The organism is Bradyrhizobium ottawaense (genome assembly GCF_002278135.3).
GTDB lineage: Bacteria > Pseudomonadota > Alphaproteobacteria > Rhizobiales > Xanthobacteraceae > Bradyrhizobium > Bradyrhizobium ottawaense.
Genome location: NZ_CP029425.2, coordinates 5,561,172 through 5,576,867 on the forward strand (window position 1 = coordinate 5,561,172; position 15,696 = coordinate 5,576,867).

Here is a 15,696-nt window from a genome sequence, read left to right on the forward strand (position 1 = left end):
CGGGCGCATCGCAAGGAGCCGACCGACATGGATTCACTCAGCAAGGGCGTCGTCGCCGACGTCCTCCATCGTCTTCATCAGGAAGCGGAGATCGCCGACGGCCAACTGATGCAAACCTTCGCGAACGAAGCGAAGAGCCGGGATGAGATCATCAGCAAGGCCATCGCGGCCGAGAGCCGCGATCTGAACGAAGTCTATCGCGGACTTGCGGACAATTTCCTGAGCGTCTCTCCGCGGTTCGGACGCTTCCTCTACATGTGCGTCCGCGCCTCCAAGGCACAGCGCATCGTCGAGTTCGGCTCCTCGATGGGGATTTCCGCGATCTACATGGCGGCGGGCTTGCGCGACATCGGTGGCGGCCGCCTGATCGGGACCGATCTCGAACCCGGCAAGATCGAGCGGGCGCGGGCAAATCTTGCCGCCGCGGGGCTCGCCGACCTCGTCGAGTTCAGGCACGGCGATGCGCGCGAAACGCTCAGCTCCGGCCTTGGCGACGAGATCGACATGGTGATGCTCGATGGCGCTTTCACTCTTTATCTTCCCATTCTCAGGCTGCTGGAGCCGCACTTGAAGCGCGGCGCGCTCATCGTCGGCGAGAACGCGCTCGAGGAAGCCTCGGGCTATATCGACTACGTGCGCGATCCCGAGAACGGTTACCTCTCACTGTCGCTGCCGTTCGAGCCGGGACGCGGCAACGAATTCACGATCAAGACCAGATGATCGGCATGGCGGTGAACCCTGCGATGGAGCCAAACTTGAACGAGCCCGCTCACGAGCCACAAACGTCCGAGCCATCGCGGGCACCGCAGGGACGGGTCACGCGGATGTTGCTGCGATGGCTGATGCGCCCTGCGCGCGTTGCCGGCATCAAGACGCTCTCGCCGCACTTCCGGCTCGTCGAGCTCGAAGGCGAAGCGCTCAGAAACGTCGCCTGGGCGGCCGGCGACAAGATCCAGGTCGCGATGGGCTCGGGCCTGAGCGCGCGCACCTATACGCCGATGTGGTGGGACGCCGGCAACGGCAGAACGCGGCTGCTGGCCTTTGCACATGGCGAAGGCCCCGGCAGCCGCTGGGCTAGCAGTTTGCGCGAAGGTGACAGCTGCCAGTTCTTTGGTCCACGCCGCTCGCTCGACCTTGCCGACCTCCAAGCGCCCATCGTTCTGTTCGGCGATGAAACCTCGTTCGGCCTTGCGGCGGCGTTGCGCGACAGCCTGCAGGCTTGCGGCGCGCTCCATCTGTTCGAAGCCGCTGATATCGCGGAGTCGAGACTTGTGCTGGGCTCCATCGGCCTCGGCCACGCCAGGCTAATGGCACGCAGCGCCGATGACACCCATCTTGCAACCGCCGAATCCGAGTTGCTCCGCCTTGCCGCAAACGGCGCACAGTTCGTCCTGACCGGCAAGGCATCCTCGATCCAGCGTGTCGGCCGCGCCTTGAAGGCCGCCGGCGTCGCATTATCGCGGATCAGGGCAAAAGCCTATTGGGCACCGGGCAAGACCGGCCTGGACTAGAGAGGAGCCGATAGAACCGCCGGCCGTTGGTCAAGACACGCGGTCTCGGTCAGGACCGCAGACGCCGCCAGCCAATCGCGATCCCGGTGACGGAGAACGCCAGTCCCAACGCACACAGTCCAACGATAAGGGCATCGCGCAGACGCGGATGCGCCAGCAGGACCGGAAAATCGAGCGTGTGGAGCGCGCTGTAGAACCAGCGGTAGGCTCGCCGCGAGGCATCCAGCCTTTGCAGCACACTGCCATCGGCACCGTCGATATCGAACCAGAGGTCGCCGCAGCGCAAGCGGTAGACGGGCGCACCGGGAATAGCTGATTGCGCGGGGTAGTCGTCGTTGCCAGCAAGAACGGACGGCGCGCCGCAGCCGGCGGCGAGGCGCGCCACCAGATTCTGGATCTCATGCACGTCCAGAAATTCCGTTGGTCCATCGCGGGGCGCGTCCCCTGCCTTGATCAAGACCTGACGGTCGAGGCCCACCCGGTCGCGCCGGTAGACAGTGCCGTTGAAGGCAAACCATTCGATCTCCCGGGCCGAGAGCGATATCGGCTGCCGATCGAGCCATGAGGCAGCCGCCCAATCAGGCAACGCGTTCATCACGCCGGATTCGGCCGCGGTCAATTGTCCGCGCGAGAACAGCCGGCCGTGATCCATGGAGAGCCAGCCGCTGAGACTCCATGTCAGCACGAACATTGTTGCCGTGAGGCCAATGACGTGGTGCAACGCGTGCCAGCCACGATAGGGCGAGGACATCCGGCGCCCTCGCAGCTGCACTCGCGCGATCCCGAGCACCGCGCCAAGCATCGCCGCGATCAAGGCCAGCAAGGACAGCGTCCAGACGACGCGATCCCACAGCGACCAATTGCTTCTCAGGACTGTCGGGTAAATCCAGTGCAGCACACTGCCGGCCCAATTCCAGCCCCGCTCGCGCCGCCTCGTGTCCAGGACGATCTCGCCGGTGGACGAGGAGACATAGACTTCCGTCCCGGCGGCATCGCCGAGCGCCACACGAAACAGCGGCCGGTGGCGATCGAAGCCGTTCGGCACGCTCCACTGATCATGGTCCGAGAGCGCAACGACCGCGGCCCGCGCGGCATCGGGCCCGCGATTGCGCCCGTGCTCCCGCGCGATGGCAAGCGCGGTATCGGCAATCGCGACCGACGCATCGCCTCCGTCGGAGGCGCGGACCGCGCGCACGCGCGATGATCCCGACACGATGTAGACCGCTGCATCGCTCCGCTGGATCAGCCGGACGTGCACGGCGCCCGCGACCCCGCTCGCAGCGACCGCCTCCACAACCGGGATCCTCGCCGCTCCGCGATCCACCGGCGCAAGGCCGGCAAACCGTTCCGCTTCCGTCAGCGACGGAAACGGAACGAAGTGCATCACGATCCCCGTCGCAAACCACATCGCGAACAGCAGGCAGAACGCGATCCCGAGCCAGCGATGCGTAACGACGATCGCGCTCATCATCCGTTCAGCGCCCTACCATTTGAACGCGGCCGAGAGCTCATAGGTGCGCGGCGCACCGAGGAGGATCTGGTCGGGATAGAATGGATCGCCCCAGATCGCATAGCGCTTATCGGTGATGTTGCGCACGCGGAAGGTCAGGCGGGCCTGGTCGACCGCGTTGAATACCGTCTTGGGGATATCGACGAAGGCGTAGACGTCGGCGACGGTATACGCCTTCATCGTCACGACATTGGCATCGGTGTTGTAGCGGTCGCCGACATGGCGGCCGGTGATGCCGAGCTCCACCGGCCAGGGCGTGAAGAAGCGCCAGGATGCACCCGCATTCGCCACGATGCGCGGCACGTTCGGCGGCGTATTGCCGGAGAACGAGCCGCCGACGAAATTGTAGTCGGCATAGCGGGCGTCGACATAGGCGATGTTGCCCCACAGACGCAGTGGATCGATCGGACGGACCGAAGCGGCGAGCTCGACGCCCTTCGACTCCTGTCGCCCGGCGATGTTGAGCGCCATGCCGCCGGCCGCGGCATAGACGTTCTTGCGCACGATGTCGTAGGCCGAGAAAGACCACTCCGCCCTGTTGTCCCAGAACAGGTGCTTGACGCCGGTCTCGTAGGTACGCGAGGTCGTCAGGTCGAGCGGCTGGGTCGGCGACAACAGGAAGCTGGTGTTCGCGGAGACGTCGGCGCCGGTGGCGTACTGGCTGAAGAAAGTCATGCCGGGCACGACCTCCCACGTATAGCCGATGCGGCCCGTCACCGGCGCCCAGTCTTTCGTGAACGGGAAGCCCGCGTTCACCAGGCCGGCGGCATCCGTCGAGTTGCGATCGAGCCCGATATGCTCGACGCGCAGGCCGCCGATCAGCGCGAAGGTCCGCGTCAGCTTCAGCCGGTCCTCGAACGACAGCGCCTCGTTGTCGATACGCGCGGTCTGCTGCTTGGTCGTGAGCAGACCGTAGAAGCCGCGGTTGGGATCGACCAGCGAAACATAATCGTTCGGGAAGTTTGCCGCGCCCGGCCTGACGAAGTCGAGATAGCTCGACGACAGCGTCGTGACCAGCCGGTTGTCGAAGCCTGCGATATTCGTGTCCCAGATCAAATCGGTGATGTTGCCGACGAGGCGCTGGCTGTGCGCGACATAGAAGCGCTCGCGATACACCTGGTTGTTGGTGGAATCGAACGCCTCGATCTCGTTGTTGAACCAGGTGCGCTCCGCACCGTAACCATAGGCCTGACTTTTCAGCGTCAGGTCCGGCGCCAGCTTCAGCTCGAAACCGCCGCGCAGCCACACCTCCTGCGCGACATTGCGGTTGTCGAGGACATTGTAGTTGGTATTGAAGGTGCGGTCGTCGATCGTGACAGCCCCAAGATCAGTCCTGTTGAAGTAGTTGCCGGAGACGATCCCCGTCGTCGCGTGCGATCCACTGAAAGCGATCGGCACCAGCGGCGCGCCCCAATAGGCTTTCGAGCGATCCTCGCGATACTCGATCGCGCCCCAGATCTTGAGACTGTCCGAGATGCGATAGTTGAGCTGGCCCGACACATCGAGCATCTTGGTATTGGTGTCGTCGGCAAAGCCGTTGAGCGCCGAACTGCTGATGTCGAAGCGGTAGTCGAGGCCCTGCACATTGGTGCTGCCGCCCGAGCCGTAATGCGCGCGGAACGAATTCAGCGAATCCCAGGAGAAATCAGCTTCGTTCCGGATCGCTCCCGTGTGCGGCTGCTTGGTCACAAAATTGATCGCCCCGCCGGCGGCGCCCTCGCCCGAGATCAGCGATGCCGGGCCCTTCAGGAATTCCACGGCTTCCAGATTGGCGGTGTCCATGATCCGCGAGGTCATGTTCTGCGGACCGATCTTGATGCCGTTGTAGAGCGTGTTGATCTGGCTGTTGGTGAAGCCGCGCATCGAGAAGGCGGAAGGCTCGGCCGGATTATCGCCGGAGGTGACGCCGACCGCCCCCTGCGCCACGTCGGACACGGTGCGATAACCCTGCTCGCGCATGGTCTCCGCGGAGATCACCTCGACGGTCGCGGGCGTCTCGCGCACCGTCAGGCCGAGCCGCGAGGCGCTTTCGGCCACGGCATTGCTGTTGAGCGGCGTCGGGGGTGCCGCAGTCGGCACGGCAGGCTTCGGCATCGCTGCTGCGGTCGCCGGCCTGCGCGCTGCTGCGCGGCGCGTGCTCTGCGCCTCCCGGCCGGCAGGCTTGGCCTGCTTGCGGGATTGGGCCGGCGACACCTCGACCGGCGGCAGGGGCTCTCGGGCCTGCTGCGCCAGCGCAGCGGGCGGATCGAGAGCGGCAAAGGATGTGAGTGCCGCGGAGGCGAGCAGGAATTTTCGCGGTCGTACGATACGGATGGAAGACACGGTTTCGGGCCTCGGTATGACGTCAGTGGCACGTCACAGCGAACGAGGTCTCACCTTTTGGCCCTTCAGCCGTCCGATGAAGCCGAATGTCTGTACTCCCCGACCGACATCTTCGCGTGTGACCACGGCTGACGGCAGGTCTCCTGGCTCGCGGGTCATCACCACTTCGTCGCCTTCCCGGGACCGAGGACCCAGTGGCTTCTGACGAAGGATTATCCGCTCACAGTTGCGGGGGCAGCCACGGCGTTGGGGACAATGTCCCCGCACCGTATTCCCTTTTCATCCCCTCTCGGGGAAACCGTCGCGAGCATCTAGGATTACCATCACAACAGAGTCAATGTGCCAGTTGCGGCGTTATGGCCACAACGACCAACTTCCTTGGAGATGAGCATGGAAGGCGAGACCTTCCTCTGGTTGATACGGCACGCGCCCGTCGCGGGCGTCACAGGCACGATCCACGCGTCCGACGCGCCGGCCGATCTCAGCGATCGCGCGCAACTGGACGCTGTGCGACGGCACCTGCCACCGGATGCCGCCGGCTATGCCAGCCCGTCGCGGCGTACGGTCGAGACGGCGCGCGCGCTGGGCCTCGAGCCGGAGCCCGTCAGTGAATTCCGCGAGCAGGATTTTGGTGACTGGACCGGCCATCGCCATGACGAACTCGAGGCGACCCGCGGTGAGGCCTATGCGCAGTTCTGGAACGATCCAGCTGGCGGACGACCGCCGGGCGGCGAGAGCTTTGCGGATCAGGTCGCGCGTGTCCGGCTGGGCCTGTCGCGGATCGCAGCCGGATCGGCCACGCTCGTCGTGCATTCCGGCACCATCCGCGCCGCGCTCTGCATCGCGCTGGACCTGACGCCGACGGCGGCCTTGCGCTTCGTGGTCGATCCGCTGTCGCTGACCCGGATCGATCGCCTCCTGAGCGGCTGGCGCGTCGTCTCCGTCAATCAGCGGATCAGTTAGGACGATCCGGCACATTGGCCTGCGCAAACGTCGCCATGCCGTTGTGGAGGCTGCAGGCGAGGCGCACCAGCGGCAGCGCGATGGCGGCGCCCGATCCCTCGCCGAGCCGGAGATCGAGGCTGATCAACGGCTGCACGTTCAGCGCGCGCAGCACCAGCCGATGCCCTTGCTCCGCCGATTGATGCGACGGCAGCAGGAACGGCTGGCACGACGGATTGAGACGTGCCGCCGCCAGCGCCGCCACCGATACGATGAAGCCATCGATCAATACAGGGATGCGGCGCTGCGCGGCCGCGATGATCGCACCTGAGATCGCCGCGATCTCCAGGCCGCCAACGGCGCATAGGATTTTTTCCGGCGAAGCGCCGCCAACGCCGTGACGCGCGATCGCAGCATCAATCACACGGGACTTGTGCGCGCGCCCCGCCGCATCGATCCCGGTGCCGCTCCCCGCAATCTCTTCGGCGCTGATGCCGAGCAGGCCCGCCGCGATTGCCGCCGAGGTCGTGGTGTTGCCGATCCCCATCTCGCCGAAGATCAGGAGATCAGGCTGATGGGCAGCCGCACGTGCGACGGCGCGCTGGCCGGCCTCGAACGCATACCCCAGCTCGGCGGGTGCGAGAGCGGCTTCGACGCTGAAATCGCGTGTGCCGTGGCGCGGCTTGTCGGTGACGATTCCTGCCATCTCGTCCTGCGCCAGCGTGCCGGCGTCGACCACCTCCAGGCTCGAGCCAAGCTCGCGCGCCAGCACCGAGATCGCGGCGCCGCCGGCGGCGAAATTCGCCATCATCGCGATAGTCACGGCTTGCGGATAGGCCGATACGCCCTGCGCGACGATGCCGTGGTCGCCGGCGAAGATGATGATCGGCACCCGTGCGGCACGCGGCTGTTCGGTCGCCTGCAGGCCCGCAAGCTCGATTGCGAGCTGCTCGAGCCGGCCGAGCGCGCCGGTCGGTTTTGTCAGTTGCGCCTGCCGCGCAATCGCCGCCTCGCGATGGGCCGCGGAGACATCGGGGCAGTTCTGGGGGACCCATTCGGGGAGCATGCTGCCTCGCTTAACGTGCGCGCTTGAGAATGTAGCTGTCCATGATCCAGCCGTGCCGCTCGCGCGCTTCCTGCCGCGCCGCGACGATGCGCGGGCCAACCTCGGCGAGCGCGCCGGACATGATGATCTGGTCGGGCATGCCGAGATAGGCGCCCCACCAGATCTGCAAGCCCCGCTGATCGAGCGATTGAAACGCCGTGCCGCCGTCGAGCATCACCACCACGGTATCGACATCTTGCGGCCAGCCGCCTTCGCGCAAGCGCCGCCCCGTCGTGACCAGAAAAGGCTCGCCGATGTCGTTGAGCGGCAGCGCATGCGCCGCGCACAGCGCCTGGATCGAGGTGATACCGGGCACGACCTCGATCGTCGGCAACGGATTGAGCCGTCGTGCAATGCGCAGCGAGGAGTCATAGAGCGAGGGATCGCCCCAGATCAGCAGCGCAACCTTGCCTTCGCCTTCGAGATGGTTTGCGATCGCTTTCGACCAGGCCGCGGCAACCGCATCATGCCAATCGTCCACGCCCTTGCGATAGTCAGCTTCACCAGCGTCGCGCACGGGAAGGTCGAATTCGGCAATGATTGTCTTGTCGCTGGTGAGCACGTCCGCGCAGATCGTCCGCCTGAGATCGGCGAGATCGGACTTTGCCGCCCCCTTGCGCGGAATCAGGACGAGATCGGCGGCGTTGATCGCCTGAACAGCGGCGCGCGTGAGCTGGTCGGGATCGCCGCAACCGATGCCTATCAGGGAGAGTGTGAGCATCGCGAACGCGACGGGCGGCCCTGCTGGCCGCCCGTTCGCTTGTCTCTCAGGCCGCGTTGTGCAGGCGCGGGGTGACGAGGCCGGGCGCGGTGACGCCGCGCAGCGACTTCGCCAGTGCCAGCACCGCGAGATCGGCGAGCGGCTCGATCACGATGACGAGCGCATAGGACGCCGCGAACGTCGCGATGTTGGCGAGGTTGCTCATCGCAAAGCCCGAGCCATAGAGCGCCCAGAACGCCACCCAGGCGATCACGCCGGCCTGGTAGGTCGTCGAGAGCGCCAACGCCTGCCGATACTTCAAATCGACATAGGCGGTGTTGCGCGAGATGATCCGTGTGGCGATCGCCTGGATCGCGAACAGCGGCACCAGCAGCGTGGTGACGTTCATGCCGTATTGCGGGATGTCGGCCGGCTCGAAGAACACGCCCTGGAGCAGCAGACCGAAGGCAAGGCCGAACGCCGCCGGCGCCGCGCCGAACAGCAGGAACAGTGTCGAGCCGAGAATGAAGTGCACCTCGGAGACGCCGACCGGGAAGTGCGGCAGGATCTCGAAGAAAGTGAAGACGAGGACTGTGGTGGCCAGCGTCCGCGCCGCGAACGACGTGATGCCCTGCTCACGCACGGTCTCGACCGCGAGCTTCAGCGCAACGCCGCCTGCGGCGATGCCGGTTGCGTAACTCAACACGAGCTTGGCGCCCGTCACGACCCCGGGTTCGATATGCATGGCTCAGTTCCTTCCTGCCGTCACACCCGACGGCCTTGGCCTCAAAACGTGCAGGGCCGGTCTCCTGGCTCGCGGTTCCCCGGGATTTCCGGCCTTCCCGGACCTTGCGGCCCAGTGGCTGATCGGAGTCCCTCACCGCTTACAGTCGCGGGGGCGGCTGGGGTTTTGGGCGCCGCAACTGGGTCCGCCCACCCCCATTCCCGATTATGCTCCGGCGCTTTGCGCCGCGTCGAGCACCATGCCTCTCTTGTGTGCCCCTTTCGCTGAGCCTGCGTCAAGGGGCGAAGGGCGGCCAAGGCCGTCATGTGGGATAATCCCCCGCCAGCGCCCCAAACAGGATCACGGCGGCCGTCGAGGCGGCCCCGCCGCGCGCAAGCTGCTCGGCAAGCTCGGCGATGGTGGTGCGGACCAGCCGTTCGTCGGGGCGTCCGAGGGATTCGGCGAACAGCGCGGGGGTATCCGCAGCGAGCCCGTGCGCGATCAACTTTGCGGCAAGCGCCGGAAAGGTGCGCCGGCCCATATAGACCACGGTCGTCGCTTCCGGGTCGGCCAGTGCCCCCCAGTTCAGGTTAGGCGGCAACGCGCCGGTGACATCAGCCCCGGTCACGAACTGCACCCGGCGCGAGGTATGGCGCCGGGTCAGGGGAATGCCGGCTTGCGCCGCGGCAACGCAGGCCGATGTCACGCCGGGAACGATCTCGTAGCCGATGCCGGCCTCACGCAGCGTCTCAAGTTCTTCCTCGAGCCGGCCGAAAATGCCGGCGTCGCCCGACTTGAGCCGCACCACGCGTGCGCCTGTCGCCGCATAGTCGACCAGCAGGCGGTTGACGTGGTGCTGCTTGGTCGAGGGACGCCCTGCCCGTTTCCCCACCGCGACGAGATTGGCGCCTGGCCGGGCGAGATCGAGGATCGCGCCAGAGGCAAGATCGTCATAGAGCACGACGTCGGCTTCGCGCAGCCGCGCGGCGCCCTTGAGCGTGAGAAGCTCGGGGTCGCCGGGCCCGGCGGAGATGAAGGAGACGAATCCGCTCACCGGTCCTCCGCGATCAGATGAAAGAAGGTGCCGGTGGCGTGGCCGCGCTGCGAGCCGGTCTCGGCGATGACTGCGCCAGTCGCATCATGCACGACCGCCAGCGGCGTATCAGGCTGGGCAAGAATGGTCGAATAGTGGAATTCGTGGCCGCGCAGGCGCGCGCCGGAGCGATGTCCCGGCATCGGCGCGGCGAGTTCGGCCAGACGATAACCGAGATGCATGCGGCGTTTGGCAAAGCTCGTCTCCAGGCCAAGCAGGCCTGTCATCTCGTGGCGGATTCCGTCCGCATCGGTCAAAGCGGTTCCCAGCACCATATAGCCCCCGCATTCGCCGTGCACCGGCCGCGTTTCGGCGAAGGCGCGCAGGCCGCTGCGAAAACGCGCATTGGCCGCGATCTTGCCGGCATGCAACTCGGGATAACCGCCGGGCAGCCAGCACACATCGGCGCTCGCGTCAGGCGCTTCATCGGAGAGCGGCGAGAATGTCGAGATCTCCGCGCCCGCCCGGCGCCAGGCTTCCAGCATATGCGGATAGACGAAGGAGAACGCCGCATCGCGGGCCAGCGCGATGCGCTGCCCCGGCGGTGTCACGTTCAGCCCATTCGCGGCAGGTTGCGGCGACCAGCTGGCAGCCGATCGCAGCACCGCATCGAGATCGACATGCTCGGCGACGAAGCGCGCGGCCTCGTCGATCAGCTTGCCGATCTCGCCCTGCTCTTCGGCCTGCACCAGGCCGAGATGTCGCTTCGGCAGGCTGATCTCGGCATGACGCGGCAGCGCGCCGAACACGGCAATGCCGGAATCGTTGAGCGCACGCCGCACGAGGTCTTCGTGGCGCGGGCTGGCAACGCGGTTGAGCACGACGCCCGCAAGGCGCACACCGGGGCGATAATCGCGAAGTCCCGCGGCGATCGCCGCCGCGGTCTGCGCCTGACCGGAAGGATCGATCACCAGCACCACCGGCCAGCCCAGCATCTCCGCAATGTCGGCGGTGGCACCGGTGCCGGAGACACCGCGCGCGGCGACGCCGTCGAACAGGCCCATCGATCCCTCGGCGAGCACGACATCGGCGTCCGCGCCGCGGCTGACGAGATGGGCGATGCCCCCGCGGTCCATCGCCCAGCTATCGACGTTGACGGAAGCGCGCCCCGTGGCGGCGGCGTGGAAGGCGGGATCGATGTAATCGGGACCGCTCTTGAAGCACTGCACGTTCAATCCGCGATTGCGCCAGGCGCGCGCGAGCGCCAGCGTCAGCGTGGTCTTGCCGACGCCGGAAGCCGGCGCGGAGATGACGAAGCCTGCCGCCATCACGAGGCCTCCGGAAAGCGTGGCTCGGCACCGACAGGCCGATAGCGACGATCGTAGTCGGCGGCATAGAGGCGGCTCTCGTCGAAATCCGCAGCGCCAAGCGTTCTGCCGACCAGAATGATCGCGGTGCGCTCCATCTCGGTGCCGACGGCAGCATCGAGCGTAGCAAGCGTGGCGCGGACGATGCGCTGGTCCGGCCAGCTCGCGCGCCAGACGATGGCGACCGGGCAATCCGCGCCATAACGCGGCGCGAGCTCGGCGACGACCTTGTCGAGCAGATGGATCGACAGATGGATCGCAAGCACCGCACCGGTCGCGGCGAATGCGGCGAGCTTCTCGCGCTCGGGCATCGCACTGGCGCGGCCGGGCGTGCGCGTCAGCACCACCGTCTGGGCGAGACCGGGCAGCGTCAGCTCAGCCTCCAGAGCGGCGGCGGCGGCGGAGAAGGACGGCACGCCAGGCGTCACGGTGAAAGGGATACCGAGTGCGCGCAGGCGGCGGAGCTGCTCGCCCATCGCCGACCAGATCGAGAGATCGCCGGAATGCAGGCGAGCGACGTCCTTGCCTTCGGCATGCGCGGCGGCGATCTCCGCGATGATCTCGTCGAGCGATAGCGGCGCGGTATTGACGATGCGCGCGCCCGGCGGGCAATGCGCCAGCACGCCTTCGGGGACCAGTGAGCCCGCATAGAGGCAGACCGGACAGGCCGCGATCAGGTCGCGGCCGCGCAACGTCAGCAAATCGGGCGCGCCCGGCCCTGCCCCGATGAAATGCACCGTCATGCGCCGTCTCCTTCCGCGATCGCGGCGGTCGCAGTGCGATCCCGCGAGACAACGCGTGTCGAGATCAGCCGTGCACGCGGCCCCGCCGCAGCGAGAGCTGCTGCTTCGGCGACCGATCCGATGCCGAACTTCTCCATCACGAGATTGGACCGGGTCGGCGTGGCTATCCTCGCCAACATGTCGGCCGGAACAGCCTTGATCGGCACGCCGCACTCAAGCGCGAGCTGCTTCAACGGCTCCGCGTCGGCCTTGTCGCTGACAGTTGCCATCGCAGTGAGGCCTTCGGGATCACCCGCAGCCAGCAGCGCTTCGCGCAGCGAAGCGAGAGTGACATCTCTCCTGAACCCAAACCCGGCCACCTTCATCGGACCGTACTCCACTGCACCACCGGCCGTGCCGCCTCCCAGGACCGATAACGGCCGAGCGGGCCAGCATAAGCGATGTCGACCCGCATCAGCTCGCCGCCGTGGCGCTGGTGCAGATCGCCGAGCAACGCTTCCGTCTCCAATGTGACCGAATGTGCAACCAGCCGTGTGCCCGGTGCAAGCCGCGACCAGATTGCATCGAACATCGCGATGTCGAGACCGCCGCCGATGAAGACCGCATCCGGTGCGTCCAGCGCAGCGAGCACTTCAGGCGCTTTCCCCGTCACAATGGTGATCCGGTGCACGAGCCCGAACGCAGCGGCATTCTTGCGGATATTCGCGACGCGATCCTCGCGCGGCTCGATTGCGGTCGCCGTCCCGCCGCACAGCGCCCACTCGACCGAGATCGACCCCGAACCGGCGCCGATATCCCACAGCCGTTCGCCCGGACGCGGCGCCAGCGCCGAGAGCGCGAGCGCACGCACCGGCCGCTTGGTGATCTGGCCGTCATGGACGAACAGATCGTCAGGACGCCCCGAGGCGTGGGGCATACCATGCGTGCCCTTCGCCTCAACGGCGACGGTGATCAGGTTTCCAGCGGGATCACCGGCGAAACCGTCGGCGCGATGTTCTTGGATGCTTTCGCGCGGACCACCGAGTGCGGCGAGCGTCCAGAAGGCCGAGGCGCCCCATCCGCGCTCGCTCAACCATTTTGCGAGATCGCTTGCCGCTTTCCCATCGCGCACGAGGCAGATGATGCGCGCCCCTCGCGCCAGATGCGGAACGAGACGTTCGAACGGTGCGGCGTGAAGCCCGAGGCAGACGGCGGATTCGAGCCGCCAGCCCAGCCGTGCGGCCGCAAGCGAGAAGGTCGACGGAGCGGAATGCGCGGTCCACTCGCCGGTCTGCAGCTTCTCGGCGAGACCAGCACCTGCGCCATGCCAGAACGGATCGCCGGAAGCGAGCACCACTGTCGGCCGGCCGCGGCTGCTCAGAACGACGTCGGCGTCGAACGGCACCGGCCACGGACGGCCGCGGCTGCCGACGCCGGCAAGCGCGAGATGCCGTGCACCACCGAAGACGGTTTCGGCCTCATTGAGCGCCTTTCGGCTTGCTTCGGACAGCCCGGCAAGGCCATCTTCGCCGATACCGATGATGGTCAGCCAGGGATCAGCCAAGGAATCAGCCATGACGCGCGCCCTCATTCTGGGCGGAACTGCCGATGCGAGCCTGCTCGCCGCGGCGATCGCGCGCGCAGGCATCGAGGCCATCTATTCCTATGGCGGCCGCACCCGCGCGCCTGCGGATCAGCCGCTGCCGACCCGCATCGGCGGCTTCGGCGGCGTGAGCGGGCTTGCCGACACCATCCGCAGCGAAGGCATTACGCATGTGATCGACGCGACGCATCCTTTCGCTGCGGAGATGAGCCGCAATGCGGTCGAGGCGTGCGCGGAAACCGATACGCCGCTGATCGCGCTGGAGCGCGCGCCTTGGACCGGGATGTCCGGCGACAATTGGATTGAGGTCGCGAATGTCAGCGCCGCGGCCGCGGCGCTGCCCGAGCCGCCCGCAAACGTGTTCCTCGCCATCGGCCGCCAGCATATCGCGCCGTTCGCGACGAAGCCGCAGCATGCCTACACGCTGCGTTTCGTCGATCCGCCGGAATCGCCGCTGCCCTTCGCCGCCGATGTGATCGTGTCGCGTGGACCGTTCACGTTGGACGGTGAATTGGAGATGATGCGCGAACGCGGCATCGGCTGGATCGTCGCCCGCAATTCCGGCGGCGATGGCGCGCGCGCCAAGATCGACGCGGCCCGCTTGCTCGGCCTGCCCGTGCTCATGATCTCGCGGCCAAAGCTGCCCGAGCGGCTGCGGGTCGAGAGCGTGGCCGAGATCATGCAATGGCTCGGTCATTCTACCCGCCTCGGCGCATAGACCCAGCGGCCGACGCGGCGCGTCTGCGAATTGCCGACGATCACCAGCGTGCGCATATCGGCCATCTCGGGCCGGGCTTCGTGCAGCGTGACAGTTTCGATCCTCTCGTCAGCTGTGCTGACCGCGCGCGCAAAAATCACGAGGCGCTCGCCGCAACCGGCGTCCTTCAGCACCGCGAGCGCGCGGCCAAATCCTTCGGGCCGACTTGCGGAGCGCGGATTGTACATCGCAATCGAAAAATCAGCTTCGGCGGCGAGCCGCAGGCGCTTCTCGATGACTGCCCACGGCTTGAGATTGTCGGAGAGATTGATGGCGCAGAAATCATGGCCGAGCGGCGCGCCCGCGCGCGCGGCAGCTGCCAGCATCGCCGTGATGCCAGGCAGCACGCGAATCGAAAGATTCCGCCATTGCGGCGCCTGTTCGAGCGCCTCAAACACGGCAGAGGCCATCGCGAAGACGCCGGGATCGCCGGAGGAGACGACGACGACCTGCCCGCCGTCTGCGGCAAGCCGCAGGGCTTCGCTCGCGCGCTGCAGCTCCTCGCGGTTATCCGAGGGATGCAGCTTGAGCCCAGCGCGCGCGGGCACGCGCGCGACATAGGGCGCATAGCCCAGAATATCGGTTGCGGAGGCCAGCGCAGCCGTGACCTCGGGCGTCACCAGAGCATCGCTGCCCGGCCCGAGGCCCGCGATGGTCAGCGTGCCCGTCATTCGGCGGCGTCCAGGTGCCGGCCCTTGCCGTGTACCAGCACGATCGCGAAGTAAGGACAGTCGGCGCCGTCGACCTCGGCAAGCCGCACCACGCGCTCGCCCGCCATGGTGCCGCACTCGACCAGCCAGGCATCATCGAGCCGGCCGGCTGAGCTGAGCGCGCGGCGCACCTTTGCGAGATTGCGCCCGGTCTTCATGACGACAACCGCATCGGAATCGCGCATGCGCCGCTCGAGCTCGTCCTCGGCCAGCGTTCCCATCAGCACGGTCGTCACGTCATCGCCGAGCGCGATCGGCTGCCCGACGCCGTTCCAGCAGCCGACCATGCCGGGAATGCCCGCAATCACCTCGATCTCGACACGGCCCTGCAGGCGTATGTGCAGATGCATGAAGGAGCCGTAGAAATAAGGGTCGCCCTCGCAGAGCACGACGACGTCGACCGCGCGCGAAAGCCGCGCCAGACGCTCCGCCCACTCGTCGTAGAAGCCCGCCAGCAGCTGCACGTACTCGGCGCTGTCGAAGGCGATCTCGGTGGTGACCGGATATTCCATGGGATATTCGGTGACATCGGCCGCCAGCATGCCCTCGACGATGCGCCGCGCCTGGCCCGGCCGGCCCTTCTTGCGGAAATAGGCGACGTGGCTTGCGGCGCGCACGGTGCGATTGGCGCGCACGCTCATCAGATCAGGATCGCCAGGGCCGAGACCGCAGCAGATGATGCGCCCCATC

The 15,696-nt window shown here is 66.8% G+C and carries 16 protein-coding genes and 2 riboswitches; of the genes, 4 read left to right on the top strand and 12 right to left on the bottom strand.

The window, feature by feature from the left end:
• Positions 1-27: 27 nt before the first annotated feature.
• Both CIT37_RS26595 and CIT37_RS26600 read left to right on the top strand, forming a co-directional pair.
• Positions 28-720, top strand: a complete 693-nt coding sequence (locus CIT37_RS26595) for an O-methyltransferase (protein ID WP_095426516.1) — start codon at positions 28-30, stop codon at positions 718-720.
• Positions 721-842: 122 nt separating this feature from the next.
• On the top strand, positions 843-1,511 hold the full coding sequence (locus tag CIT37_RS26600; protein WP_244611284.1) for a siderophore-interacting protein: 669 nt from the start codon (positions 843-845) through the stop codon (positions 1,509-1,511).
• A gap of 49 nt (positions 1,512-1,560) precedes the next feature.
• On the opposite strand, the gene CIT37_RS26605 is transcribed toward CIT37_RS26600, so the two are convergent.
• Together CIT37_RS26605 and CIT37_RS26610 are read right to left on the bottom strand one after the other, a co-directional pair.
• Positions 1,561-2,982 carry a PepSY domain-containing protein gene (locus tag CIT37_RS26605; protein ID WP_095426514.1) on the bottom strand — a complete coding sequence of 474 codons (1,422 nt, stop codon included), beginning with the start codon at positions 2,980-2,982 and terminating at the stop codon, positions 1,561-1,563.
• A 12-nt stretch (positions 2,983-2,994) separates the two neighbouring features.
• A complete protein-coding gene (locus tag CIT37_RS26610; RefSeq protein WP_161966479.1) occupies positions 2,995-5,343 on the bottom strand; it encodes a TonB-dependent receptor in 2,349 nt (782 codons plus the stop codon).
• A 116-nt stretch (positions 5,344-5,459) separates the two neighbouring features.
• Positions 5,460-5,661, bottom strand: a riboswitch (cobalamin riboswitch).
• Positions 5,662-5,733: 72 nt separating this feature from the next.
• Here CIT37_RS26610 and CIT37_RS26615 point away from each other — a divergent pair.
• Entirely contained in the window at positions 5,734-6,306 is a 573-nt protein-coding gene (locus CIT37_RS26615) for a histidine phosphatase family protein (protein WP_028142456.1), read from the top strand.
• Here CIT37_RS26615 and cobT read toward each other — a convergent pair.
• From cobT to cbiT, 8 genes are all read right to left on the bottom strand, one after another.
• Positions 6,299-7,351, bottom strand: a complete 1,053-nt coding sequence (gene cobT / locus CIT37_RS26620) for a nicotinate-nucleotide--dimethylbenzimidazole phosphoribosyltransferase (RefSeq protein ID WP_028142455.1) — start codon at positions 7,349-7,351, stop codon at positions 6,299-6,301. The genes CIT37_RS26615 and cobT overlap by 8 nt on opposite strands.
• Positions 7,352-7,361: 10 nt before the next feature.
• Entirely contained in the window at positions 7,362-8,111 is a 750-nt protein-coding gene (gene cobF / locus CIT37_RS26625; protein ID WP_028142454.1) for a precorrin-6A synthase (deacetylating), read from the bottom strand.
• Between the two features lie 46 nt (positions 8,112-8,157).
• Positions 8,158-8,835: an energy-coupling factor ABC transporter permease gene (locus CIT37_RS26630; RefSeq protein ID WP_028142453.1), complete on the bottom strand. Its 678-nt coding sequence runs from the start codon at positions 8,833-8,835 to the stop codon at positions 8,158-8,160.
• A gap of 37 nt (positions 8,836-8,872) precedes the next feature.
• Positions 8,873-9,091: riboswitch (cobalamin riboswitch) on the bottom strand.
• Positions 9,092-9,136: 45 nt separating this feature from the next.
• Entirely contained in the window at positions 9,137-9,868 is a 732-nt protein-coding gene (gene cobA, locus CIT37_RS26635) for a uroporphyrinogen-III C-methyltransferase (RefSeq protein ID WP_095426513.1), read from the bottom strand.
• Positions 9,865-11,175, bottom strand: coding sequence for a cobyrinic acid a,c-diamide synthase CobB (locus CIT37_RS26640; protein ID WP_095426512.1), 1,311 nt, complete (start codon positions 11,173-11,175; stop codon positions 9,865-9,867). Before CIT37_RS26640 ends, cobA begins: the two co-directional genes overlap by 4 nt.
• Positions 11,175-11,957, bottom strand: coding sequence for a precorrin-4 C(11)-methyltransferase (gene cobM / locus CIT37_RS26645; RefSeq protein WP_095426511.1), 783 nt, complete (start codon positions 11,955-11,957; stop codon positions 11,175-11,177). Before cobM ends, CIT37_RS26640 begins: the two co-directional genes overlap by 1 nt.
• Positions 11,954-12,322, bottom strand: coding sequence for a cobalamin biosynthesis protein (locus CIT37_RS26650; RefSeq protein ID WP_095426597.1), 369 nt, complete (start codon positions 12,320-12,322; stop codon positions 11,954-11,956). Before CIT37_RS26650 ends, cobM begins: the two co-directional genes overlap by 4 nt.
• The gene (cbiT, locus tag CIT37_RS26655; protein ID WP_095426510.1) at positions 12,319-13,500 is read right to left on the bottom strand and encodes a precorrin-6Y C5,15-methyltransferase (decarboxylating) subunit CbiT; all 1,182 of its coding nucleotides are present in this window, start codon (positions 13,498-13,500) and stop codon (positions 12,319-12,321) included. Before cbiT ends, CIT37_RS26650 begins: the two co-directional genes overlap by 4 nt.
• A 10-nt stretch (positions 13,501-13,510) precedes the next feature.
• On the opposite strand from cbiT, the gene CIT37_RS26660 reads away from it, so the two are divergent.
• Complete coding sequence (locus CIT37_RS26660; protein ID WP_095426596.1) at positions 13,511-14,257, top strand: cobalt-precorrin-6A reductase; 747 nt, start codon at positions 13,511-13,513, stop codon at positions 14,255-14,257.
• On the opposite strand, the gene cobJ is transcribed toward CIT37_RS26660, so the two are convergent.
• Positions 14,233-14,967, bottom strand: coding sequence for a precorrin-3B C(17)-methyltransferase (gene cobJ, locus CIT37_RS26665; RefSeq protein ID WP_095426509.1), 735 nt, complete (start codon positions 14,965-14,967; stop codon positions 14,233-14,235). The two genes, CIT37_RS26660 and cobJ, sit on opposite strands and share 25 nt — an antisense overlap.
• Complete coding sequence (locus tag CIT37_RS26670) at positions 14,964-15,695, bottom strand: precorrin-2 C(20)-methyltransferase (RefSeq protein WP_038970536.1); 732 nt, start codon at positions 15,693-15,695, stop codon at positions 14,964-14,966. The genes cobJ and CIT37_RS26670 overlap by 4 nt, the downstream gene beginning before the upstream one ends.
• Position 15,696: the final 1 nt, after the last annotated feature.

What these genes read in the sequence shown, in the direction of transcription:
- CIT37_RS26595 (WP_095426516.1), top strand. Translation starts at nt 28, where the DNA reads ATGGATTCACTCAGCAAGGGCGTCGTCGCCGACGTCCTCCATCGTCTT.
- CIT37_RS26600 (WP_244611284.1), top strand. Translation starts at nt 843, where the DNA reads ATGCGCCCTGCGCGCGTTGCCGGCATCAAGACGCTCTCGCCGCACTTC.
- CIT37_RS26605 (WP_095426514.1), bottom strand. Translation starts at nt 2,982, where the DNA reads ATGATGAGCGCGATCGTCGTTACGCATCGCTGGCTCGGGATCGCGTTC.
- CIT37_RS26615 (WP_028142456.1), top strand. Translation starts at nt 5,734, where the DNA reads ATGGAAGGCGAGACCTTCCTCTGGTTGATACGGCACGCGCCCGTCGCG.
- cobT (WP_028142455.1), bottom strand. Translation starts at nt 7,351, where the DNA reads ATGCTCCCCGAATGGGTCCCCCAGAACTGCCCCGATGTCTCCGCGGCC.
- cobF (WP_028142454.1), bottom strand. Translation starts at nt 8,111, where the DNA reads ATGCTCACACTCTCCCTGATAGGCATCGGTTGCGGCGATCCCGACCAG.
- CIT37_RS26630 (WP_028142453.1), bottom strand. Translation starts at nt 8,835, where the DNA reads ATGCATATCGAACCCGGGGTCGTGACGGGCGCCAAGCTCGTGTTGAGT.
- CIT37_RS26640 (WP_095426512.1), bottom strand. Translation starts at nt 11,175, where the DNA reads ATGGCGGCAGGCTTCGTCATCTCCGCGCCGGCTTCCGGCGTCGGCAAG.
- cobM (WP_095426511.1), bottom strand. Translation starts at nt 11,957, where the DNA reads ATGACGGTGCATTTCATCGGGGCAGGGCCGGGCGCGCCCGATTTGCTG.
- CIT37_RS26650 (WP_095426597.1), bottom strand. Translation starts at nt 12,322, where the DNA reads ATGAAGGTGGCCGGGTTTGGGTTCAGGAGAGATGTCACTCTCGCTTCG.
- CIT37_RS26660 (WP_095426596.1), top strand. Translation starts at nt 13,511, where the DNA reads ATGACGCGCGCCCTCATTCTGGGCGGAACTGCCGATGCGAGCCTGCTC.
- cobJ (WP_095426509.1), bottom strand. Translation starts at nt 14,967, where the DNA reads ATGACGGGCACGCTGACCATCGCGGGCCTCGGGCCGGGCAGCGATGCT.
- CIT37_RS26670 (WP_038970536.1), bottom strand. Translation starts at nt 15,695, where the DNA reads ATGGGGCGCATCATCTGCTGCGGTCTCGGCCCTGGCGATCCTGATCTG.